Here is a 23,484-nt window from a genome sequence, read left to right as displayed (position 1 = left end):
AAACCCGCGCCATAGTAAGGCCATAGAAAAAGAACCATAAGAGATTGTCCCAACAAAAGACCAGAACTGCCATGATCAGCAGGAGAAATTATTCCCTACCTCCTTCTAAGAGGGACGAAAGAGTTGTCCTACAGTACCCGTGAGCTTACTTGCAGAAACGCTTGAGCAGGTCATTGGCCTGCGGAGAACCCAGTTCAAAGGCTCTTTGCCAATCGGCGCAGGCGGCTTTCTTGTTTCTGCGGGTGTGGTTCAGAACGCCGCGGTTATAGTAGGCCTGCACCATGTTCGCGTCCAGGGAAATGGCTTTGTCATAGTCTTCCTTGGCGGGGTTGTACTGCTTCTGGCGCATGCGCAGGTTGGCGCGGTTCAGGTAAGCCACGGCGTAATCGTCCTGCAGGGTGATGGCCTGGCTGAAATCCTGGGCGGCCCCCTTCATGTCTTTGAGGCGGGCGCGGTTGAGTCCCCGGTTGTTGTAGGCTTTGGCGTAACTGGGCTGGTGCGTGATGGCCTGGTTATAATCCTCGATGGCTTGTTTGTACTCGCCCCGGTTCTGCTTGATGTCGCCCCGGAATTTGAACGACTCGGCATCATTGGGCACCAGGTTAATGGCCTGGGTGAAATCGGCGAAAGCGCCGTCAAAGTCTTCCATCTCGTACTTGGCCACGCCCCGCAACCGGTACAGGCTGCCGTCGTTGGGCTTCTTGGCGATGGCGGCATCGTACTCGCGCACGGCCCCGGAATAATCATCTTTGCTGGCCCGCTCCAGCCCCTCGCGGTAGTGGGTTTTCGCGGTTTTGCAGCCACTGGCCGCCACCGTCAGCAGCAGAAAAAAGAGATAGATACGGGCCAAAGGTCTGGTTGAAGAAAGCAGTCGCATATTGTTGTTTTAACTCCTGCTACATACTGTTTTTATAACATATAGTTATAGGTAAATATTTTAGCCGAACGAGGCGAATGCCTCAAAATCTGGCTACAAGCCTGAAAAACAAGCAGGAATACGCCGGCAGATTTCCAAATGAACGCCGCCTGATGTTATTTTAAGCCTACTTTCTCTTAAAAGGTGAAAAACCTATTCCGCACGACACATGCCTGACACCAACGTAAAGAACATCAGAAAAGAACTTCTCTCCAACAACTGGTACACCCTGCACAAAGTCACCTTTGACTACCGGAAACCGGATGGCACCTGGGAGACCCAAACCCGCGAAGCCTATGACCGGGGCAACGGCGCCTGTATCTTCCTCTACAACCGTAGCAGCAACAACATCCTGCTCACCCGTCAGTTCAGGATGCCCACCTACCTGAACGGCAACGCAGACGGCCTACTGGTGGAGACCTGTGCCGGATTGCTGGACAACGACAACCCCGAGGACTGCATCCGGCGCGAGACCGAGGAAGAAACGGGATACCAAGTGTCTGAGGTACGGAAAGTATTTGAAGCCTACATGTCGCCAGGTTCGGTCACGGAGAAGCTCTACTTCTTTGTGGCCGAGTACAGCAAGGACATGAAAGTGACCGAAGGCGGCGGCCACGCCGAGGAGCAGGAGAACATTGAGGTGCTGGAACTACCGTTTGCTGAGGCCCTCCACATGATGAATACCGGCGAGATCAGAGACGCCAAAACCATCATGCTGCTGCAGTACGCCCAATTGCACCACCTTCTGGCGGTGTAAACTCGTTTCAGGGCTCTTTTCAGGAAAACAGACCCAAAACAGGTGCTGGAAACGTGCCGGAATTGCCTTACTTTGGGTCTTCTAACTTCTGTTCACCATGAAACACCTCAAGCCATTTCTTCTGCTGGGCATCTGCTTCCTCACCATTTTCTCTTTGTCTAACTGCTCGGCCCAGAAAGCGTCCTCGGCCTCGGGTAAAAAAACGGGCTCTAACGGGGGCACGGTCGTGTACCTGGTGCGGCACGCTGAGAAAGCCCCTTCCTCCGGAGCCATGACCGATGACCCGGACCTGTCAGAAGCGGGATTGAAGCGGACCGAGGCCCTGAAAACCCAATTGGCTTCCGCGCCCATCGCGGCCTTCTTCGCCACCAAATACAAGCGCACGCAGCAAACGCTGGCGCCGTTGGCTTCGGCCAAAAAACAAACCGTCCAGCTCTACGAGGTCAAGGATAACGCGGCGCTGGTGCAGAAAATCAAGCAGGAATACCCTGGGAAAACCGTGGTAGTGGCCGGTCATTCCAACACGCTCTTGCCCTTGGTGGAAGCCTTCGGCGGAACCAAACCTTTCGCTGAGATCGCCGACCATCAATACGATTACCTGTTCAAAGTCACGCTGCAGGAAGGGAAAGCGCCATTGGTAGACGTGCAGAAGTACGGGGCAGCCTCGGTGGCTCCAGCCAACTAAGCGTTCCTTTAGCTGAACGAGCCATTCGTTTCAGGGCTGTTTTCGTGAAAACGGCCCTGAAACGAATGGCTTCTTCTTTTCTTATCCTTGCTCCACCCCAGAATACACGGTTTTGTCGGCGCGCATGAAGAGCAAGTGCAGGGCCAGCGCCAAAGAGGAAAAGATCAGCCCCACGGCTACCACGCCGTTCCATTGCCAGAGGTGCCAGGCCTGGCTCGCGAGGAACGTGCCGGAGGCGCCGCCCGCGAAATAGGTCACCATGTAGATCGTGTTCAGGCGGTTGCGGGCCTCGGGGATGAGCGAGAAAATGAACGTCTGGTTGGAGATGTGCGTGGCCTGAATGCCCAGATCCAGGAGAATCACGCCAATCACCAAGCCAATGATGCTGCTGCCAGAGAACCCGAACACCACGTAAGAGACCACAATCATCGCGATGCTGATGGTGGTCACGGTGAAGGCATCGCCTTTGTCGGTGAGTTTGCCCATGTAACCCGCGGCCAGCGCCCCGCCCGCGCCCACCAACCCGAAGAGTCCGGCCACGTCACTGCCGGCGTTGAACGGCGGCTCTTCCAGCAGAAACACCAGCGTGGTCCAGAACGCCCCGAAGGTAGCGTAACACAGCGCGCCCCGCACCGCCACCAGCCGCAGCATGGGTTGTTCCTTGATGAGGTGCACCAGTGATTTCATTAGGTTTTTGTAGGTGCCTTTGAAATCCGGATGAACCTCGGGCAGAAGGAAATAGAGCGCTCCCCACAACACCAGCATCATGCCCGCGGCAATGTAGAACATGGCGCGCCAGCCCAGGTGCACGCCCACAAACCCACTGATGGTGCGTGAGAGCAGAATCCCGATCAGCAGGCCGCTCATCACAAACCCCACCGTCCGGCCCCGGGCCTCGGGCTTGGCTAGATGCGCCGCCATGGGAATCAATAGCTGCGGCACCACTGAGGTAGCGCCAATCAGGAAACTGGCCGCCATCAGCATCTGGATGTTCACCGCGAAGCCCGCCAGCAGCAAGGCGATGATAATGGCGGCAAAATCTACCATGATCAGCCGTTTGCGGCGCAGCATATCGCCCAGCGGAATTATGAAGAGCATGCCCACCGCGTAGCCAATCTGGGTGAGCATGGCCAGGCTACCCGCCGAGGCTTCGCTCACCTGAAACGTTTCTGAGATGCGGCCCAGCAGCGGCTGGTTGTAGTACAGGTTGGCCACCACCAAGCCGGTGGTGATGGTCATGACCCAAAGGTTGAGCTTGGTGAGTTCTGGGTGCGCGGGAGAAGAGGTTGGAGTTGCCATGATAGAAGGAAGGCCACCGACAGGTACATTCTTACCTAGGATTTCCGGAGCGGCCAATTAAAGTGCGAGTATACGGCTCTTCCGTTTGTTTGTCTATACCGTTACCTGCTTTCTTCCGGAGGCAAAAGATCCGTTGGAAAATTGCCTCGGAATCATAAGAGAGGCTGCCGAAAAGAAAGGAGCCGTTTCAGGGCTATTTTTTAAAAAGACAACTAAAACGGAGGGCCTGATTCCCAAATTCAGGACTCATTTGAACCGGAGAAATCAGGAATGTAAGGCGTTGGTACCGGGCAAAGGCCCGTTGGTGTAGAAGTTTTCGGGCGGTGGGGCAGAAGGAATAAGTTTGATCATTCCTTAACCAAACGCCCTATGAAAACCTCTACTTTCGCCAAAACCATCGGAGCAATTTTACTTGGTCTCACCGCCTTCACCGGCCAGGCTCAGGTACACCCCGGCAAGATAAGCGGCACCGTGAAAGACAGCCTGCACCAGAACGTGCTGCCGTATGCCACCATCCAACTGAAGAAATACACAGACGCTGCCTTTGTAGAAGCGGTGATTTCTGATGACAAAGGCAATTTCCAGCTGGCCAACCTGCCCCATGGCCTCTACTTTATAACCGCCGATTACCTGGGCTACAAGAAAGTGAAAGTAGACTCGCTGCGCGTGGGGGAAACCGATGCGGCGAAACCACTGGCGCTGTTCCTGCCCCTGGATGCCAAGCTGTTGAAGGCCGTGACGGTGACTGGCTACAAACCGTTCATTGAGCAGCAAGCCGATAAACTGGTGCTGAACGTAGCCGATAGCCCATTAGCGGCCGGAGGTACGACGGATGAAGTCATCACCCGGGCACCGGGCGTGGTGGAGCAGAACGGGAATTTCCAGGTGCGGGGAAGAACCGCGCTGGTGTTGATTGACGGCAAGAATACCAACCTCAGCGGCGAGGACCTGAAGAACTTCCTGAGCTCCATGCCTACCAACGGAGTCTCAAAGGTGGAAGTAATCGCCAACCCGTCCGCGAAGTACGATGCGGCGGGCGGCGCGGTCATCAACATCATCACGGCTAAAAACAAGAATTACGGCACCAACGGCACTCTGACCCTGGGCACCGGTATCGGGCAGAAAGCCCGTTACAACGGCGGCCTCAGCCTGAACCACCGCACTCAGAAACTGAACGTGTACGGCAGCTTGGACCGCCAGCACAGCCAGCCGTTCACCACCATCACCTCAGACCGCATGCTCAATGAGGAAAGCCGAATTAGGGAGCGTTCCCACGAGGTGAGAACCCAGGACAACAACTCGTTCAAAGCAGGGCTGGACTATGATTTCAGCAAAAAGTCATCGGGCGGCATTCTGGTGCGCGGCATGCTGAACCAGCGCCGGCGCGTGGGTACTACGGTTTCGCGGGTAAGCCAGGGGGAAATGCCCGGTGACCTTTCTACCGTGGACATTTCGGGTAAAAGCCGGGTGGTGAGCCCCTCGGTGAACGTGTTCTACAAAACGCTGCTGGACACCGCGGGAACCGAGCTGCGGCTGGGCGCCGATTACTTCAGCTACGGCAAAGACTGGCAGAACCAGTTTTCCACCCGGTATTACCACGGCGGCGGAGAAGAAGCCCAGCCCGCCTCTTTCCTGCGGGATAACTCCCCGGCTAGCAACAGCATCCAGACGGTGACGGCCGACTTGGTGCATCCTCTGAAAAAAGGCTCCCTGGAAGCCGGCCTGAAAGCCACTTTCACCAAAACCGACAATGACATCTTCTGGGAAGGCCGCACCGCCGCAGAAGGAGACTGGGCCGTGGACGCCGGTAAAACGAACCACTTCGTGTACCGCGAGAACATCAACGCCGCCTACGCCACTTACAATACCACGTTCCGGAAAGTGAGTTTGCAACTGGGGCTTCGGGCCGAGCAGACCAACACCAAAGGCACTTCCCTTACGTTGGAGCAGGAAAACGAAAGAAACTATTTCAACTTGTTCCCGAGCGTGTCTGGGCAGTATGCGGTGTCAGGGAAACAGCAGGTGGGCGTGTCTTACCGCAAGAAGATAGACCGCTTCCGGTTCGATATCGTGAATCCGTTCGTGATGTACCTCAGCCAGTACTCGTACGCCCAGGGCAACCCCAACGTGCAGCCGTCCATCTCGCACAACTTTGAACTATCACACACGCTCAATAACTCCCTCTTCACTTCGTTGAGCTACGGCCGCCATCTGAACGTGCTGTCTGAAGTGGTGAAGCCGCTGGAAGGCACCAACGCTGTAGTGAGCTCCTACGCCAACTTCAACAGCGCCGACCAGTGGAGCGGGACCATCACCCACATGAAAGGCTTTTACTCCGGCAAGTGGAACACCAGCAACACCGTAGGGTTTCTGTACGCCCAGGTATTTGCCAACGGCGCCGCCCGGTTCCGCGATGCCCGCGGCTCCTTCATGCTCTCCAGCAGCAACACTTTTCAGCTAGGCAGAGGTTTCAAAGCCGAAATCTTCGCTTCGTACATGTCACCCATGACGTTTGGGGCCTATGCCTTCAAGGCGCAGTACAGCGGCAACGTGGGCCTCTCCAAAAGTGTGCTGGAGAACAAAGGCACCCTCACCCTCAACGTGGCCGATGTGTTCAACACCCGTACCACCCGCTATGAGACCGAGTCGTTTGGGGTGCGCAGCCTCAGCGAAAACAAAACCGAGAGCCGTCTGGTGCGCCTCAACTTCTCTTACCGTTTCGGGAACAAAAACGTGAAAGGCAGCAAAAACCGCAAGACGGGCAACGAGGAAGAGAAATTCAGAATGGAAAGCAACTAGCCTTCTAAAGCGAAAAAAGTAATCCTTCCGCTTTGGGGCCGTTTTACCGAAAACGGCCCCAAAGCGGAATCATGGCAGAGTTCCGGTTTCCTGGTAAAGGAATCTTCCAGATATGTATTCAAGCCATGGCCCCGCCGGAGAGATGCTGGAGAAAGGACAAGCTCACCCACATATAAAAGCTGTTTACATGGCGAATTCCCAGAAGTTGCCCATCTCTACATCCATCAAGTCCGCAGGAAAATCAGCGGGGGATTTTCGTTTCTCTGGATTTGGCAATACATTTAGGAACAAGCTTCCCCACCTGGCGGGGCGGCTTTCTTCTCTGACCGCATCACTGGAAATGGCTCTTTGGCAGTATATAAAAAAACACCGCGTGGTTCTGGCGCACCTAGGCGTGTGGCTGGGTTTTCTGGGCATGTGGGCTCTCACCTCGGTGTCCTTCAAACTGAGTGCGCTGGGTTTGCTGGGCATGTGCGTCACGTTTCTGCCGGCCGCCTTCGCGTTCTATGGCAGCAATTTCCTGCTGTTTCGGTATCTGCCGGGGCAGCAGTACCGGAAGCTGATTTTGGCCGAGGTCTTGTTCTTTGTAGGCTGTTTTGTGGTGCTGGTGTTCACCATCCACGTGTGGCGACCCCTGGCGTTCCAGGACGAAGTGATGTGGCCCACCCTCCGGACGTTTACGGCCTGGGCGTACTGGCGCGATTCGCTCTGGCTCTACGTGCTGCTCTCGGCACTATCTTTAGGCTATTATTACCTGCGGCAGACCGGCAAGAAAACGCGGGAACTGAAACTTACTCTGCAGCAGAAACTGGAAGCCGAGAAAGGCAAGCTGGAGGCCGAGTACGCGTTTCTGCGGGCGCAAATCAATCCGCACTTTCTGCACAACACTCTTAATTTCTTCTACGCCAAATCATTGGGGCACTCAGACGAACTCTCAGACGGCATTCTCACCCTCTGCGACATCATGCGCTACTCCCTGGAAAGCGACGAAGACCAGAACGGCACCGTGCTGCTCACCAAAGAAGTAGAACACCTGCGCAACGTCATCAAAATCAACCAGCTGCGGTTCAGCCACCGCCTGCAGATCGATTTCCAACTGCGGGGCGAGTTGCACGGCTTGCGCATCATTCCGCTGGTCTTGATTACGATGGTGGAGAACGCGTTTAAGCACGGTGAACTTACCAATGCCGCGCATCCGCTGCGGTTCACCTTAGAAGTTGACGCGCAGAACCAGCTTTTCTTCACCGTGGCCAACAAAAAACGGAGCGGCCCCAAGGAAACCTCGCACGGCATTGGGCTGGACAATACCCGCAAACGGCTGGCCGCCGCCTACCCCAACCGGCACCTGCTGGAGGTGCAGGACCAGGAAGATTTCTACACCATTGCCCTGCAAATTCAATTACCGGCGGTCGCCCAGCCATCAACCAACGTTCACGTATCGGCCGTTCCGGCGGCCTTTTCCAACTAGCCTACTTCTATGAACTGTCTCATTGTGGACGATGAAGAACACGCGCAGGAGGTCATCAAACACCACCTGAAACAGGTGCCCGCGCTGCAACTGGTGGGCGCCACCACCAATCCGCTGGAGGCGCTGCAAATTATCAACTCCCAACCCATTGACCTGGTGTTTTTGGACATTCAGATGCCGGAGCTCTCGGGGCTGGACGTGGTACGCGCTATTCGGGGCCGGTGCAAAGTGATTATGACCACCGCTTACTCAGAGTTCGCCGCCGAGGGTTTTGACCTGGAAGTGGTGGATTATCTCCTGAAGCCCATCTCGCTGCCCCGCTTCCTGCGGGCCGTGCAACGCGCCTTGCCGGTGGAAGCAACTGCTCACCAAGTGCCCAACGCGCTGGCCGAGCCGCTGGAGAATGACTATATTTTTGTGAAAACAGAGCTGAAAGGCAAGATGCTCAAGATTAACCTCCCAGACATTGATTACGTGGAGGGCATGAAAAACTACGTGGCCATTCACCACAACGGGCACCGCACCTTGGCGCTCCTGAACATGAAAGCCTTGGAAGAACGCCTGCCCGCCAAGCAGTTCATGCGCGTGCACAAGTCCTTCATCATCGCCCTGAACAAAATCACCGCCATTGAGGGCAACCAGATCCAACTCCAAAACATCAAAACAGACATCACCCTGGGCGACACGTACCGCAGTGCTTTCCATGACATCATGCGCAAGAAACTGATGCAGTAGAGTTTCGCCAGTTCCTGTTTTAAGCCCGTTTTTAGAAAAGAGGCCTGAAACCAGGTTTAGGTGGGTACGTGATTTGCTGCCTGCCGCAAGAAAGAGTATGGGTTAGGCTGTTCTTGCCGATTTCTGTTGGTAGGCAGGAGGTAAATTTCAAGTTAAGCTTTCGCCCAATACTTTTGCGTGAGTTGTCTGATCAATTGCATGCGAGCCTTCAACCTGTGGGGCTGCAACAGCGGGAGAAAGTGGTCATGGGTGGCGTAAAAGCCTTGGTAGAATACCCAGAAACCCAAGGCCAGGTAGGGCATGGCGGCCAGTTCCTCCTCTGAGAGCGTACGAATTTCGCGGTAAGCCGATAGAAAAGTGGCGAAGGCCTGGTCAGCGGTTTCCTGCATCATTTTCCCATAGTGCACGTCAAGGCACAAGTGTTGCCAGAAGACCATGACATCGTTGACCAGATACCCACGGCCCAGAAAATCGAAGTCAAAAAGGGTGAGTTTCTCGTCGCCGTCAAAGTGGAAGTTCTTCGGGAAGAAATCATAGTGGCAATAGCCAAAGGAGAAGGAACTGGTGTTGAATTGCTCCAGGCGCTGCTGGGCTTTCTGAGCCGCTTCCTGTAGCCACAAGTAATCTTCCCGGTCTTCAGAAAAGAAGTCCTTTATGGCTTGGATAGGCTTGGTAAGCGTGGTTTCAGCATCCAGGATTAAACGCGCATCGCTTAAGGGAAAGGAGGCAGAAACGTTATGAAACTTGGCCATCTCTCTACCCAAGAGTTGTAATTGTTTTTCGTTCAGAAGGGGCACCCTGCGGCCCGGCGCATAGGTGAACAACACGGCCGGTCGGTTTCCTTCAGCAGCGGGTAAGGTTTGGATCACGTGACCGGCTGCATCAGAAATTGGGTAGGAGACCGAGACTTCGGCTTGCGCTAAGGCAAGGAGCAGATCCGTTTCAGCTTGAACCTGGGCGTAGTTTCTATGCGAGGCGCGGTACACCCGCAGGATATAACGGGCATCCGCTGCGGTGATCAGGTAGGTATCGTTCACGCCTCTGGTCAGAAACTTGCCTTGCACCGTGCCCAGGTTGTACTGCTCTGATACAAAGGAGGCAAGCGCGTCGGCACGTAGGGTGGAATAGGCGGTGGGAAAGACGGAAGTCATGGCACGGTAATGTTAGGGAATAAATACTGAATTTGCCCGAGATGTTTACTTATCGTTAAAATTGGGGGCTTACACTGGTTTGGAGATCAACCCTTTGCCTTCGCTCTCGTTTCAAAATGGGTGTTATTGTTCCAACCATTTTGAAACTATGAACCAGGAAGAAGAAAACAAACAGCAAGATCCTACCCAAAAATTTGATGCGCCGCCATTCTCTGAGTCCACCCAAAGTGAGCCGGGCGAAGAATCAGAAATGAAGATCAAACCCGATCACGGCGAGGAATCCTACAAGGGATCGGGGAAACTGGTGGGCCGCAAAGCCATTATCACCGGCGGCGACTCGGGCATCGGCAAAGCCGTGGCCATCGCGTTCGCCCGCGAGGGAGCCGATGTGCTGATCTCGTACCTGAACGAGGAGGAGGACGCCCGCGATACAGCCCAATGGGTTGAAAAGGAAGGCCGGAAAGCCATTCTAGTGCCCGGCGACATCAGCGACGAGGCGCACTGCAAAGCCATTGTGCAGCGCGCGGTGGACGAGTTCGGGCAGATTGACATTCTGGTGAACAACGCCGCCTTCCAGATGGCCCGCGAAAGTTTGCAGGACATCCCCAGCGATGAGTTCGACAAGACGTTCAAGACCAACATCTACGCCATGTTCTACCTGTGCAAGGCCGCCGAGCCCCACATGAAGCCGGGCAGTACCATCATCAACACCACCTCGGTGAACGCCTACAAACCCTCGCCCATGTTGCTGGCCTACGCGGCCACCAAAGGCGCCATCCAGAACTTTACGGCCAACCTGGGCCAGATTCTGGCGGACAAAGGCATCCGGGCGAACTGCGTAGCTCCCGGCCCCATCTGGACCCCGCTCATTCCGGCCACCATGCCCGAGGAGGCTGTGAAAACTTTCGGGAAAGATACGCCGCTCAAACGTCCCGGCCAACCGGTGGAATTATCAGCGATTTACGTGTTGCTGGCCTCCGAAGGTTCCAGTTACATGACCGGCTCCACCATTCAGGTCACCGGCGGTACGCCCACAATTTAGGGCTGATTTCAGGAAAACGAGCCCAAAGCGCTCCTTCCGGTTCAGACGGGAGGAGCGTTTTCGTTTTAAGGGTTGTTTTAGGAAAAAGGAGCCATAAAACGTTATTTCTTTTGATGGGGCTTTTGCTTTTCTATGGCGCGGAAGTGGTATTAAAGTAAATTCTCCTCTCTTTGTCATCCTGAAAGGACTTTGTAGGCAAACGGTAATAGCGCTTACTACAAAGCTTTTCTAGTTCGTCCACAAGATCCTTTCAGGATGACAAAAGAGAGAGGGGAAACCTGAACATAAATCAGCAAATGCCATAAGTCAGCAACTGCCATTATCACCAAGTGCTACTCAATACCCAGGGTTTTCCTGATTTCAGCGGAATAGGTGGGGATTGGGCCGCGTTGCGATGCCACGTAGCCGCCCAGTTTGTTCGCCAGAATAGCGGCGTTGGCCGCCGTTTCTCCGGTGAGGTACTTCAACACGAAGGCCGCGCTGAAGGCATCTCCCGCGCCAATGGCATCGGACACCGTCACCGGCTCAGCGGGGGAGAAGGAAAGTTGCCCCTGCTCATACACGAAGCAGCCCTGCGCGCCCGCCGTGATGAGGATGACCTGCGGGCCATAATCCCTCGTAATCTTTTCCGCAAAAACTTCCAGCTCCAGTTCCTGGCCGTAGAGCAGGCCGGAAAGCGCTTTGGCCTCGTCTTCGTTCAATTTCAGGATGGTGCACAGCGGGAGCGATTCCCGGATGATTTCCGGGGTGTACGATTCCTTGCGCAAGTTGACGTCGTAGAAAATGTGGGTGAAGGGTTGCTGCTCAATGAGGTGCCGTACCGTTTCTCTGGAGGTCTGGTTCCGTTGCGCCAGGGTGCCGAAGTACAGCACATCATAGGTGATGCTCCAGATGTCCTCGGCGTTTTCGGGGAATTGGATGTAATCGTAGGCTACTTCTGGCAGGATGGTGTAGTCGGGTTGGCCTTTCTCCAATGTTACCTGCACGGTGCCGGTGGGGTGCTTCTCATCGGTCTGAATCAACGTCGTCTGCACGCCCAGTTCCGCTATCTGCTCTAGTGCCTGTTGGCCCAGGTCATCTTTGCCCACGGCGGAGAAAATATAGGCCTCGGCCCCGCACCGGGCAGCGTGGGCGGCAAAATTAAGGGGAGCGCCTCCCAGGTAAGGAGCCTCCTCAATGAGGTCAAACAGGATTTCACCGAAGGAAAGAATTTTCATGCGCGTAGGGGTAAGTGCAACAGGGATCAGGGCCTTTCTGCTAAGTTAGGATTGTTTCTGCAACCGGCGGCACCCTTGGCCCGGAACAAGCCGAAAAGATGAAACGGGAGCATCGGCTTTGTGGCTTGCCTGCGTTTAGGGCCTTCTTTTCAGAAAACAGGGCCTAAACGGCTTCTGAGTTATAAACTTGGCAAAAGCCCGATTATGATGTAGCTTTGCCTGTACATAACCTTACATCCAGACACATGGCATCAAAATATGATTTGATAGTGGTGGGAAGCGGCCCCGGTGGTTACGTAGCCGCCATCCGCGCATCACAATTGGGTATGAAAGTAGGCGTGGTGGAGAAAGCTGAGTTGGGCGGTATCTGCCTGAACTGGGGCTGTATCCCTACCAAAGCCTTGCTTAAGAGCGCACAGGTATTTGAGTACATCCAGCACGCCAAAGACTACGGCATTAACGTAGGCGAAGCCAGTGCTGATTTTGGAGCGGTTGTAACGCGTAGCCGGGGCGTGGCCCAGGGCATGAGCAAAGGCATCCAGTTCCTGTTCCGCAAAAACAAGATTGACCATATCGCCGGTTACGGCAAACTGAAGGGCCAGGGCCAGCTGGAAGTGACGTCTGAAGACGGCAAAGCCGAGATCTACGAAGCCGCCCACATCATTCTGGCCACCGGTGCCCGTTCGCGCGAGCTGCCGAACCTGCCCATTGACGGCAAGAAAATCATTGGCTACCGCCAGGCCATGGTGCTGGAAAACCAGCCCAAGAAAATGGTGGTGGTAGGTTCCGGCGCCATTGGCATTGAGTTCGCCTATTTCTACAACGCTATGGGCACCGAGGTGACCGTGGTGGAGTTCCTGCCCAACATTGTTCCGGTAGAAGATGAAGAGGTTTCCAAGCAACTGGAGAAATCCTTCAAGAAAGCCGGTATCAACGTGATGACCAGCTCAGAAGTGCAGTCTGTAGACACCAGCGGCGAAGGCTGCGTGGTGAAAATCAAAACCGCCAAAGGCGAAGAAACGATTGAAGCCGATGTGGTGCTTTCTGCCGTGGGTATCCAAACCAACCTGGAGAACCTGGGTCTGGAAGAGCTTGGCGTAGGCGTAGAGCGCGGCCGTGTCTTGACGGATGATTTCTACCGCACCAACGTACCGGGCGTGTACGCCATTGGCGATATCGTAAAAGGCCCTGCCCTGGCGCACGTCGCCTCGGCGGAAGGTATTATCTGCGTGGAAGCCATTGCTGGTCACAACCCAGAGCCGCTGGATTACAAAAACATCCCGGGCTGTACGTACTGCTATCCAGAAATCGCGTCGGTTGGCTACACCGAGAAAGAGTGCCGTGAACTGGGCCGCGAGATTAAAGTGGGCAAGTTCCCGTTCTCGGCCTCGGGAAAAGCCAGCGCCGGCGGAAACAAAGACGGTTTTGTGAAAGTGATTTTTGACGCCAAGTACGGTGAGTTCCTGGGAGCCCACATGATTGGCGCCAACGTAACCGAGATGATCTCTGAGATTGTGGTGGCCCGTAAACTGGAAACCACCGGTCATGAGATCATTAAAGCCGTTCACCCGCACCCTACCATGTCTGAAGCCATCATGGAAGCTGCCGCTGCCGCCTACGGCGAGGTGATTCACTTGTAGTAACGTCTGACGTATCATTTTGCAAAGGCCTGGGCTCTGCCCGGGCCTTTTGCGTTTTAGGGCAGTTTGGATAAAACAGGCTCAAAACAGAAACGATTTTAAGTTGTTGTATGAAAAGAATGAGATGGAGTTAAACCTTTCGTGTTAAGCAGACTCTAATAAGTTCAGATTTTCTAAATCAGAAGCGCTTTGTGGCCGTTTCTGTATAAAGATAACTAATCCAATACGCGTACTTTATTCCTCCTGCATGAAACATCACCTCTCGTTCTTTCTCCTTCTCTGCTGTATTTCGCTCCTTAGTACCACGGCCTTTGGCCAAGGTAAAATCACCGGTAAACTGCAAGATGCCACCACCAAACAACCGGTGGGCTACGCCACGGCCGCGTTGCTGGCGGGCGCAGATTCTTCCATTGTGGCCAGTGCCCTGGTAGAAGGCGATGGGAGTTTTGTCGTGGCTCCGGTGGCTGCCGGCCGCTATCATCTCAAAATATCGTTTGTGGGGTATGCCACCCGCGTGATGCCCAACATTCAGGTGACGGCTGCTGCGCCTAACGTGAACCTGGGGGTAATTGCCGTGCGGTCGTCTAGCACGCTGTTGAAGGCGGTGGAAGTGGTAGGGCAGCGGGCGCAGGTGGAATACGGCCTGGACCGAAGAGTGTACAACGTGGGGCAGGACTTGTCTACGGTGGGCGGCACGGCGGTGGATGTGATGCAGAACGTGCCCTCGGTGACGGTTGACCAGGAAGGAACCGTGAGCATGCGCGGAACCTCCAACATCACTATTCTGATTGACGGCAAACCCTCGGCGCTGAGCGGCCTGGGGCTGGACCAAATTCCGGCCAGCACCATTGAGCGCGTAGAAGTGATTACCAATCCCTCGTCTAAATACGACCCCAGCGGCACGGGCGGCGTTTTGAACATCATTCTGAAAAAAGAGAAGCAAAGGGGCTTGAACGGAGTGGCATCGGCGAACGCCGGAATAGGCAACCGCTACAACACCTCACTTAACCTGAACTACCGTTTCGGCAAATTGAACCTGTTCACCAACTATGATTTCCGGCAAGATTACAGAAAAGGCACCGGAAGCGTGTTCCGGACTAATTACAGGAGAGATGATGCTAAACCAGATTCCACTTCTTATCTGGACCAGGAGTCGGAAAACGAGAACCGGCGGGGAAACCATAACGTGCGTTTCGGGGCCGATTATCAGCTAACGGATAAGCAAAGCATTACGGGATCGGTGCTGTACCGCTACGGCTACCGCGAGAATGAAGGAAACACCTTTTACCGCTTCTTAGAGGAAGACCGGTCGCTCAACAGCACCTCCACCAGAACCACTTTCGGGGACGAAACCAGTCGGCTTTTTGAGTACACGCTGGGTTACCGGAAAACCTTTGACCGTGCCGGTCGCGAGTTGACCGCCGATGCCGTTTTCAACCACGAGGAGGAAACCGGGCAAGACGATTTCAGGCGGTTGTTCTACAACGCGGAAGGGGGCGAATTGGCCGATAAAAGTGAGTTGCAGAAAAACGAGGGGCTGGAAAAAGAACGGGAATTCTCCCTGCAGGTAGATTACGTGCACCCGTTCAGCGAGAAAGGCAAATGGGAGGCCGGTTACCGCAGCACCTTTGAACGCAGCGACGAAGACGTGCAAGCCACTGACTTCAACCGAAACACCGGCCGCTATGAAAACAGCATCAACCGCACCAACCATTTTATCTATGACGAGTGGGTGCATGCCGTGTACGGAAACTACGGGAACGCGCTGAACAAATTCAGTTACCAGTTGGGTGCCCGCTTAGAGCAGACCAACATTGTCACCGACCAGATTACCCAGAAGCAACGCAATAAGCAGGACTACCTGAACCTGTTTCCCAGTTTGTTTCTGACCTATGAATTCTCTGAGGAGCAGAAAGTGCAGACCAGCTACAGCCGCCGCATTGACCGCCCCTGGACCGGACAACTGAACCCGTTCCGGGATGTCTCGGACCCCTTAAACATACGACAGGGAAATCCTTACCTGCAGCCAGAGTTCATTGATTCCTACGAGGTCAACTACCTGCGTTTCTGGAAGGAGACCACCGCCACCGTAGGCGTTTTCTACCGCCGGATGACCGATGTGGTGCAAACCATCAGGAGTGACTTCAGGAATGAATTGGATCAGGATGCCACGATTTCTACCTTCCAGAACATCGCCTCCGGCGAATCTTACGGCGTGGAGTTAACCGGAACCGCCAACCTGTTTAAGTGGTGGCGCCTCAACGCCAACGTCTCGGGGTTCAACTACAAGATAGATGCCACCGAGCAGGGGCTGGCCACCAACAGCCGCCTAAGCTGGACCAGCCGCCTCAATTCCAACTTCACGCTGCCTTTCAAAACCGAGATTCAGCTTTCCATGAACTACCGTTCACCCACGGTGACCTTGCAGGGCGAGCGTTCTTCGTTTTACACCACCAGCCTGAGTGCCCGCAAGGAGATTCTGGGCGGCAAGGGAAACATCATTGTGCGGGTGCAGGACCTGTTCAACACCATGCGGTTTGACTCTTACACCTTCATTGAAAACCAATTGGAGGAAACCAGCCGCTACAAACCGCAGAGCCAACTGGTGTTCGTGGGCTTTAGCTACCGTTTCGGGAATACGGGCCAGAAACGGGAGCGGGAAGAAAAAGAAGGCGAGCTGCCGTCCGGCCCAGAACGCGAGGGCGGCCAGTATTAAGCAGCCGTTTGGTTTTGCCGTGTTTTCTGTAAAACTGGCGTAGAACACACTTGCAGTTAGGACATAAAAAAAGCGGCTTCTCCAGGAGAGAAGCCGATTTTCTGACTTAAAGTTAAAGGGTATTAGTCATTATTCTTCTTGGCGTACTGGTCGTAGCGCTTAGGGTCTTTTTTGCGGTCTTTCTTTCTACCTATGGCGCCACCGGCCACGGTACCGGCTGCGGCCCCAATGACGGCCCCTTTACCGCCGCCCAAAATGGCACCTGTGGCGGCACCACCGGCTCCGCCAATCACGGCGCCTTTGGCTTTTTTACTCCAGCCTTTCTTTTCTTTCTTTACTTGCTGGGCTTGTGCTTCATGGGTGACACTTCCCCCTAATACAAATACAGAGCACAGCATGACCAAAGATATCTTCAGATTTTTCATAATCTTCGTTTGGTTGATGTTTTGTATTTTACGGGGTGATTAGTTCTCTGTTTTGTATGAATTAGAAGAATGTAGTTGGATTAAAGAAATATAAGTTCTTGTAGATGGCTTATGAGCAAACCTTACAGGGAGTTCGGTCCTGTTTGCGCGCCTGGGCCACGGTGATCGTTCCCGTTCCGCTTTTGCATTGCTTCAGCCGGTTGCAGTTGGGGTCCAGGTGATAGGTGGTGGCGCCTTTGCTCTCGCAGAAATACGCTTTCCCATTTTTAGAGGAAGTTGTGGCCGAAGTGGTGGAAGCCGTCTTAGGAGTGGCCGCCGTACTCTTTTTAGCTCCCGAAGAAACGTTAGCGCCTGATGCTGCATTGCCGCGGTTCTTTCTGAAATCCCAGGGTGCCTGCGGCGATGGCTGCTCCCACAAACCCTTTTTCGCGGCGCGGGCTTCTGCCTCCAGGCGGGCCAGTTCAGGGTCTTTGGAGTAAGCGGTGTAATGCCAGGCGAATCCTTCTTTCACCAGTTCGTGGTTCAGGTTGCGCCCGTCGGGCAAGATAATCTCGCCCACGGTGCGGCCGTAGCGGTCAATGTCATGCACCACCAAACCAACGGACTTGCCGAAGACCAGATCAGACGTGAATTGCCGGGCCCGGGTCCCGAAGTCCTGGTTTTTCTCAGGGCAGTCCACGCCCTGTAACCTGATGCGCAGCGGTTTTCCGTCTTTCAGCAGCTCAATGGTGTCGCCGTCTTTGATCGCGATGACTTTGTACTGGTTCTCAGCGGTCGTCTCCTCGGTTTTCTGATCCTGGGAGTAATCACGGCTCTGCTGGCAACCCAGGCAAAAAATCAGGAAGGCAAGCCAGACGCTCAGGGGCAGAGTTGGTTTCATGAAACGCATGGGTAGTGGCAGGTTAGTCATTCTCATAATACGCCGCAAAATAGCGCTTAGTGTCCAGTAAAACAGGGGGCGGGGAATAAAGTTGAAGTCCGGGCGAGTGGAAGGCCAGTAAGGCGAATTTTTGCCAAAAGCTTAAATCAGTAGAAAGCTTTTTGTCAATCTGTTATCCGGTGAGGTTTCTTGCCCAGGGTAATTATCGGAATGAAAATAGGCCTTTGTCAATTTGGTAAAACGATGTGTTGTAAGCTGAAATTATCTCAAGGATAAGTTTTAAAGAGTAAAATGTTTTTAACAAATTAAAAGCTTGAATACGACCCAACACCAACCTAACAAACATTATTTGGCTCTTTTATGCTCACGAGACTATCCAAGATTCCGTTCATCCTGCTGGTCATTGCGGTAATCCTGACCTTTTTTTTCCCCTCCATTCCTAGCGGGAAACCGATAGCAGGGCTGGACCCCGCCGACACGGCCTGGATGCTGACCGCCACGGCCCTGGTGCTCATCATGACTCCCGGCCTGGCCTTCTTCTACGGCGGCATGGTGAACCGGAAAAATGTGATCTCCACCATGCTGCAGAGTTTTATCTGCATGGCCATGATCTCGGTCATCTGGGTAATTTTTGGTTTTAGTTTGGCCTTCGGAGATTCAATAGGCGGCTTTTTCGGGAATCCGGCCACGTTCTTCATGATGCGGAACGTGCTGGACGGCGCTCCCTGGGAACTGGCCCCCACCATTCCGCTGGCCTTATTTGCCATGTTCCAGCTGAAGTTTGCCATCATCACCCCGGCCCTGGTTACCGGCGCATTTGCAGAGCGGATAAGGTTTACCTCGTACACGGTTTTCGTGCTGTTGTTCTTTATCTTCATCTACGCGCCGCTGGCCCACGCCACGTGGCACCCGCAAGGACTCCTGTTCAGTCTGGGCGTGCTGGATTTTGCCGGAGGTACCGTGGTGCACATGTCGGCGGGCTGGGCGGCCCTGGCCTCGGCCATCTGTCTGAAGAAACGGCACGAGGTAAGCCATTCACCAGCCTACATCACCTTTGTGCTCCTGGGAACCGGCTTGCTGTGGTTTGGCTGGTTCGGGTTTAACGCGGGTTCTGCCATGGGAGCCAACTCCTTGGCGGCTACGGCGCTGGCCACGACCATGACCGCCTCGGCCGCCGCCGCCCTGGCCTGGATTTTCTTTGACGGCGTGAAAGGCCGTAAGCCCAGCGCCATGGGAACCTGTATTGGGGCCGTGGTAGGACTGGTGGCCATTACGCCGGCCGCGGGCTTTGTGACTCTGCCGCATTCCATTGCGATAGGCGTTATCTCTTCGGTGATCAGTAATCTTTTGGTGGACTGGCGTTCCCGCACCAGCCTGGACGATACTCTGGACGTGTTTCCGTGCCACGGCGTAGGCGGAATGGTGGGGATGCTTTTAACCGGCGTTTTCGCGAACAAAGGCGTAAACCCCGCCATCCCAGATCAGGGACTGCTGTTTGGCGAAACCAAGCTGTTCCTGGTGCAACTAGGCGCTCTGGTTGGGGTTTCCATCTACGCCTTCGTCGGTTCCTGGATTCTCCTGAAAGTCACAAATCTGATTGCCCCTTTGCGCGTGTCTATGGAAGAAGAGCAACTGGGGCTGGACTTGTCGCAACACGATGAGAAGATGTAGCTGTGGTAGTATGCAGTGCGTAGCACGTAGCACGATAAAACAGGAAAGGCTCCCGCATACATGGGAGCCTTTCCTGTATTTAGGCCGTTTTCAGAAAACAAGCCGAAAAACACCCCTTACCTAAATAGCAACTGGCGCGAGTCTCCAGACTCGTGACACGGGATGAAGGGAGTCTCCAGACTCCCTTACGCCAATAGTATGCCCTTTCGCCAATATCCTGTTCGTGGTTCCCGGCGAGTCTGGAGACTCGCAGCATCCTTTGTCACGAGTCTGGAGTCTCGCGCCAGATGCCTGCAAGAACCGTGGCGCAAAAGACCTCGTAGCGTCCGGAACCTGCGAGCGTCTGTGACAAGACCTAAAGACACTCGTAGGACCTCCGGACACTATGAGGTCAAAGAGCTTACTTCTACACTTCCATGCCCACGGTGCTCGTCACCCGAATGGTGCTTCGGCCGCCGGCTTGTTTTTCCACCACAATCTGGGTGCTGATGCGTTCTTTCAGGGCTTCTACGTGCGAGATAATGCCAATCATCTTGCCGCTGGCCTGCAGGCTTTCCAGCGCATCCATGGCGATGTCCAGCGTCTCGGCATCCAGGGTCCCGAAGCCTTCGTCGATGAAGAGCGAATGGATCTGGGCTTTGTGGCTGGCCAGATCAGACAAACCTAACGCCAGGGCCAGGCTCACCAGGAAACTTTCTCCGCCTGAAAGGGAATTGACCGACCGGATGGCATCGCCCTGATACGTGTCCAGGATCTGCAGTTCCAGTTCGTTCTCGGAGCTCTTGAGAATGCGGTAGCGGTCGTTGAGGCGGTGCAGGTGGCGGTTGCCGAGGTCCACCAAACGGGCCAGTGTTAGACTCTGAGCGTATTTGCTGAACTTCTTGCCATCGGCGGAGCCGATGAGGCGCGCCAACCGATCCCAGCGCTCGGCCTCGCCTTTCTGTACATCCAGCTGCTGGGTAAGCTGGCGGTGTTTCTCACGCAGGGCCTCGTCTTGTTGCAGTTTCAGTTCCAACTGACCCCATTGAGTCTGACATTGTTCCCTCTCTTCTTCTAAAGCTTGGATGAGTGGCGCCAACTCAGGAAGAGTAAGTTCTGTGAGGTGGCGCTCTTTCTCACTTTCATACTCCACGCGGCATTGCTTTAGGCTGTGAGTCAACTCATGCAGCGTTTTCTGCAGTCGGTCCCGTTCCAGGCGCAGGCGTTGCGCTTCGTCCGGGGGCAGGAGCACGGCCTGCAGTTCGGCCAGTGACCCGAATCCCTCCGGTTTGATTTTCTGCATCAGCGACGATTCCAGCTCGGTCTGCACCTGGTGGTTTGCCTGTTGGTCTTTCTGTTTTTCCGATAGCTGGTGTCGGAGCAGGTTTAACTTTTCCTGCTCGCGCTGCAGCGCAGCCTCTGCAGCCTGAAGCTGTTGGGCAGTCTGAGTGACGGTTTGCTGCAACCGCTGTTTCTCAGTCTGGGGCTGTACGCCAGCTGGCAGCAACGCGTAGCGCTGGGCGAGGAGGTGCTGGAGCTGTTCTTTGAACGCGTGTAGCTGTTCGGTTTTGTGCTGTGCTTCGGTTTGCTTTTCCTGCAGGGATTGCGTGCCGCTGTTTCGCATGGATTGGGCCTGCACCAGTTTCTCCCGAAGCTCTGGGAGCTGCTTTTTCTGCTGCTCAAACGCTTGCCGACGGTCTTCCAGTTGGGCGAGTAATTCGGCACCGTTGTTCCCGGTGTAGGTGAGGCCGTAGGTGCTGAAAAATCCGCGGATGGTGTCAGAAATGACGCTTTCCTGCTCAGCAAGGTCTGTTAGTTCTTCCTGAAGTTGCGTGAGACGCGCTTGGGCCAGGGTGCGTTTCTGGGCTATTTTTTCAATTTCATGCCTAAAACGCTGCTGCTCGGTTAAGGATTTCTGCTCGTCCTGATGGGCTTTCTCTATTTGGGTTCTCAGGCCGCGCAGCCCTTCCAGAGTGTCGGTAGCCTGCTGGAGTTCGGTTTTCCGGGCGTTCCAGCTCTGGTGAATAGCGTCTGACACGGCAATCTCATGGGCCAGCTCCAAGGCCGTATTCAACGCGGAAAACTGGGCTTGTAAGGCCGCGTTCTGAGTTTCTAGACTTTGGAGTTGCTCCTGTGTGTGTTGTTCGGCCAGTTCCAGGCGGTGTACGGTGGCGGCTAGTTGGCGTTCCTGCCCGTCTAGTTGCTGCAGGCGCTGCTGCTGGCTTACTACGTTTTGCTCCGCTTCGCTCACCATATGCGGCTGGTGCTCGTCCACCAGCGGGTGGTGCGTAGAGCCGCACAGCGGACAAGGTTGCTCGGGTTGCAGTTGGGCGCGGGCGTCTTCATATTTCTGAATTTGCCGCTGCAAATCCAGAATCTGCTGCACGTCATTTAGTTTGTCCTGGGCCTGCTCGCGCTCGGTTTTGGTTTGGACCAATTGGGTGCGCTGCTGGTGCAGGGCCTGCGTGGTAGTGGCCAGGTGCACCTGTAAATCCTGCCGACGGGTTTCCTGCTGCAAGAAGGTCTTGCTCAAATCTAGCTGTTTTTCTAGTTGGCTGCACATGCTGGGCAGGCGTTGGCAAAGCTGTTCCAGCGCATCAGATTCCTGGCCTTGGAGTATGGTACTGACCTGTTGCTTCAGGTTGTCTAAGCGGGTTTTCTGCTGCTGCATCTGGCGCTCCAGTTCCTGAAGCTGCTGTTGTAGCTGCTTTTCGTTTTTGGCCTCGTTTTGTGAAATCAGGGCAGAATCAGCGTGCTCTTTCTGGTACTTGGCTTGCTGCGCGCGCACGTCCCGCAGGCTCCTGGCCTCTGCCCGAACCTCAGATAAACTTTCGGTTAACTCCTCGTCCTGTAGATGCTGCAGAAGCCATTGCGAGATAGTTTGCTCCTGTGCGATCAAGGTCTGAAGTTCTTCCTGCTGGGCAGCCAATTGCCTGGAAAGTACCTGGATCTGTTGTTGCAGATGAGCGGCGGCTTGTTCCTCTTTGGCATATTGAGCCTGCTGGGCCGCCAGATGCGTGTCTTGCTGCAAAACCTGATCCAGGCGAGGCTCGGCCTGGGTTAAGGTTTGCTGGGCGTGTTCATGGGCCGTGCGCGCCGCTTGGGAAGCCTTGGTCTGGGATGCCACTACCTCTTCCTGGCGGGGTATCTGCGCCTGTAAAACTGCTAGGGTTTGCGCCAGTCTTTGGCCTTGGTGTTGTACCTCGGAGAGGCGGGCCAGTTCGGTTTGGAACGGCTGGGCCTGGTCATTGCGCAGCAGTTTCTCCAGGTTGGGTTGCCAGGCGCGCTGCTCTTCCTGGGCTTGGGTGGTCAGCGTGCGTAGTTGAGCTTCTTTGTGCGTCAGTTTCTGGAGATGCTCCAGCCAGGTCTGTTGCTGTTGGTGCTGCTGTACCTGCTGATTGGCGAGGCGGGCGGCGGCTTTCAGTTGGGTGACTTCGTAGGCCAGGGCCAGCCGCTTTTCTTCGGGCAAAAGCTGGTCTACCTGCAGGAGGCGCTCCAGGTCCTGTAGTTTCAGCTTCTCGGCTTTGGCCTTCTCGTAGGCGGCCATGGAGATCTGGGAGTAAATGCGGGTATCGGTGAGTTTCTCCAGGAGTTCGCTGCGTTCGCTTTCGCTGGCTTTCAGGAAACGGGTAAAATCGCCCTGGGAGAGCATCACGGACCGGAGAAACTGCTGGAAATCCAGGCCGCAGAGGTCAATGATGCGCTGGCGGGTCTCCGATAGACGTGATTCCAGCACCTCCTGGGTTGCCGCGTCTATCAATTCCATGACCGGGCTTTGCAACTTGCCATCGGCTTTGCCGCGGCTCCGCCGAAGGTTCCAGCGCGCGCGGTAGGTTTTCCCTTCGGCTTCAAACTCCACTTCAGACCAGCACTCGCCGGTGTGGCGGGTCATGATCTCGGCCACCTCGCGGCCATGGCGCGGCACCTGCCCGTACAGGGCCACCGTGATGGCGTCCAGAATGGTGGTCTTTCCTGCCCCGGTAGGTCCGGTAATGGCAAACAGGCCGGAGTCGCTCAAAGGCGGCTCATTAAACCGGATCAGGTGCTCGCCCTGCAGCGAGTTCAGGTTGAGGAAACGAACGGAGGTTATCTTCACGGGAGTGG

Annotated in this window: 16 protein-coding genes; 9 read left to right on the top strand and 7 right to left on the bottom strand. The window is 55.0% G+C overall.

The window, feature by feature from the left end:
* Positions 1–145 precede the first annotated feature (145 nt).
* A complete protein-coding gene (locus tag H7U12_RS20730) occupies positions 146–877 on the bottom strand; it encodes a tetratricopeptide repeat protein (RefSeq protein WP_186641741.1) in 732 nt (243 codons plus the stop codon).
* A gap of 208 nt (positions 878–1,085) precedes the next feature.
* Here H7U12_RS20730 and nudK point away from each other — a divergent pair, with 208 nt between their 5' ends.
* Together nudK and H7U12_RS20720 are read left to right on the top strand one after the other, a co-directional pair.
* The gene (nudK, locus tag H7U12_RS20725) at positions 1,086–1,673 is read left to right on the top strand and encodes a GDP-mannose pyrophosphatase NudK (protein ID WP_186641739.1); all 588 of its coding nucleotides are present in this window, start codon (positions 1,086–1,088) and stop codon (positions 1,671–1,673) included.
* A gap of 97 nt (positions 1,674–1,770) precedes the next feature.
* Complete coding sequence (locus tag H7U12_RS20720) at positions 1,771–2,358, top strand: histidine phosphatase family protein (RefSeq protein WP_186641737.1); 588 nt, start codon at positions 1,771–1,773, stop codon at positions 2,356–2,358.
* Positions 2,359–2,439: 81 nt separating this feature from the next.
* Here H7U12_RS20720 and H7U12_RS20715 read toward each other — a convergent pair whose 3' ends face one another.
* Complete coding sequence (locus H7U12_RS20715; protein ID WP_206683967.1) at positions 2,440–3,657, bottom strand: MFS transporter; 1,218 nt, start codon at positions 3,655–3,657, stop codon at positions 2,440–2,442.
* Between the two features lie 369 nt (positions 3,658–4,026).
* Between H7U12_RS20715 and H7U12_RS20710 the strand changes: the two genes are divergently transcribed.
* The 3 genes from H7U12_RS20710 (at position 4,027) to H7U12_RS20700 (ending at position 8,659) form a co-directional block, all read left to right on the top strand.
* Positions 4,027–6,456, top strand: a complete 2,430-nt coding sequence (locus tag H7U12_RS20710; protein ID WP_186641735.1) for an outer membrane beta-barrel family protein — start codon at positions 4,027–4,029, stop codon at positions 6,454–6,456.
* A 187-nt stretch (positions 6,457–6,643) separates the two neighbouring features.
* Positions 6,644–7,924, top strand: coding sequence for a sensor histidine kinase (locus H7U12_RS20705; RefSeq protein ID WP_186641733.1), 1,281 nt, complete (start codon positions 6,644–6,646; stop codon positions 7,922–7,924).
* 9 nt (positions 7,925–7,933) lie between these two features.
* Positions 7,934–8,659: a LytR/AlgR family response regulator transcription factor gene (locus tag H7U12_RS20700; protein ID WP_186641731.1), complete on the top strand. Its 726-nt coding sequence runs from the start codon at positions 7,934–7,936 to the stop codon at positions 8,657–8,659.
* Positions 8,660–8,811: 152 nt separating this feature from the next.
* On the opposite strand, the gene H7U12_RS20695 is transcribed toward H7U12_RS20700, so the two are convergent.
* Positions 8,812–9,810: a phosphotransferase gene (locus H7U12_RS20695; protein ID WP_186641729.1), complete on the bottom strand. Its 999-nt coding sequence runs from the start codon at positions 9,808–9,810 to the stop codon at positions 8,812–8,814.
* A gap of 148 nt (positions 9,811–9,958) precedes the next feature.
* Here H7U12_RS20695 and H7U12_RS20690 point away from each other — a divergent pair, with 148 nt between their 5' ends.
* On the top strand, positions 9,959–10,852 hold the full coding sequence (locus tag H7U12_RS20690; RefSeq protein ID WP_186641727.1) for an SDR family oxidoreductase: 894 nt from the start codon (positions 9,959–9,961) through the stop codon (positions 10,850–10,852).
* 332 nt (positions 10,853–11,184) lie between these two features.
* On the opposite strand, the gene H7U12_RS20685 is transcribed toward H7U12_RS20690, so the two are convergent.
* Entirely contained in the window at positions 11,185–12,069 is an 885-nt protein-coding gene (locus tag H7U12_RS20685) for a carbohydrate kinase family protein (protein ID WP_186641725.1), read from the bottom strand.
* 245 nt (positions 12,070–12,314) lie between these two features.
* Between H7U12_RS20685 and lpdA the strand changes: the two genes are divergently transcribed.
* Both lpdA and H7U12_RS20675 read left to right on the top strand, forming a co-directional pair.
* A complete protein-coding gene (gene lpdA / locus H7U12_RS20680) occupies positions 12,315–13,709 on the top strand; it encodes a dihydrolipoyl dehydrogenase (protein ID WP_186641723.1) in 1,395 nt (464 codons plus the stop codon).
* A 247-nt stretch (positions 13,710–13,956) separates the two neighbouring features.
* Positions 13,957–16,425, top strand: a complete 2,469-nt coding sequence (locus H7U12_RS20675; RefSeq protein ID WP_186641721.1) for a TonB-dependent receptor domain-containing protein — start codon at positions 13,957–13,959, stop codon at positions 16,423–16,425.
* Between the two features lie 122 nt (positions 16,426–16,547).
* Here H7U12_RS20675 and H7U12_RS20670 read toward each other — a convergent pair whose 3' ends face one another.
* Positions 16,548–16,850, bottom strand: a complete 303-nt coding sequence (locus H7U12_RS20670) for a YMGG-like glycine zipper-containing protein (RefSeq protein WP_186641719.1) — start codon at positions 16,848–16,850, stop codon at positions 16,548–16,550.
* 109 nt (positions 16,851–16,959) lie between these two features.
* On the bottom strand, positions 16,960–17,730 hold the full coding sequence (locus tag H7U12_RS20665; protein WP_186641716.1) for a thermonuclease family protein: 771 nt from the start codon (positions 17,728–17,730) through the stop codon (positions 16,960–16,962).
* A 360-nt stretch (positions 17,731–18,090) separates the two neighbouring features.
* Between H7U12_RS20665 and H7U12_RS20660 the strand changes: the two genes are divergently transcribed.
* Positions 18,091–19,401 (top strand): ammonium transporter, encoded by a 1,311-nt coding sequence (locus H7U12_RS20660; RefSeq protein ID WP_186641714.1) that lies wholly within the window; start codon positions 18,091–18,093, stop codon positions 19,399–19,401.
* A gap of 406 nt (positions 19,402–19,807) precedes the next feature.
* Here the strand turns inward: H7U12_RS20660 and H7U12_RS20655 are convergent, their stop codons facing one another.
* Positions 19,808–23,476: an AAA family ATPase gene (locus H7U12_RS20655; protein ID WP_186641712.1), complete on the bottom strand. Its 3,669-nt coding sequence runs from the start codon at positions 23,474–23,476 to the stop codon at positions 19,808–19,810.
* Positions 23,477–23,484: the final 8 nt, after the last annotated feature.

Source organism: Rufibacter sediminis (genome assembly GCF_014269285.1).
In the GTDB taxonomy this organism is placed as follows: Bacteria; Bacteroidota; Bacteroidia; order Cytophagales; family Hymenobacteraceae; genus Nibribacter; species Nibribacter sediminis.
This window is presented reverse-complemented; position numbering and strand designations above follow the sequence as displayed.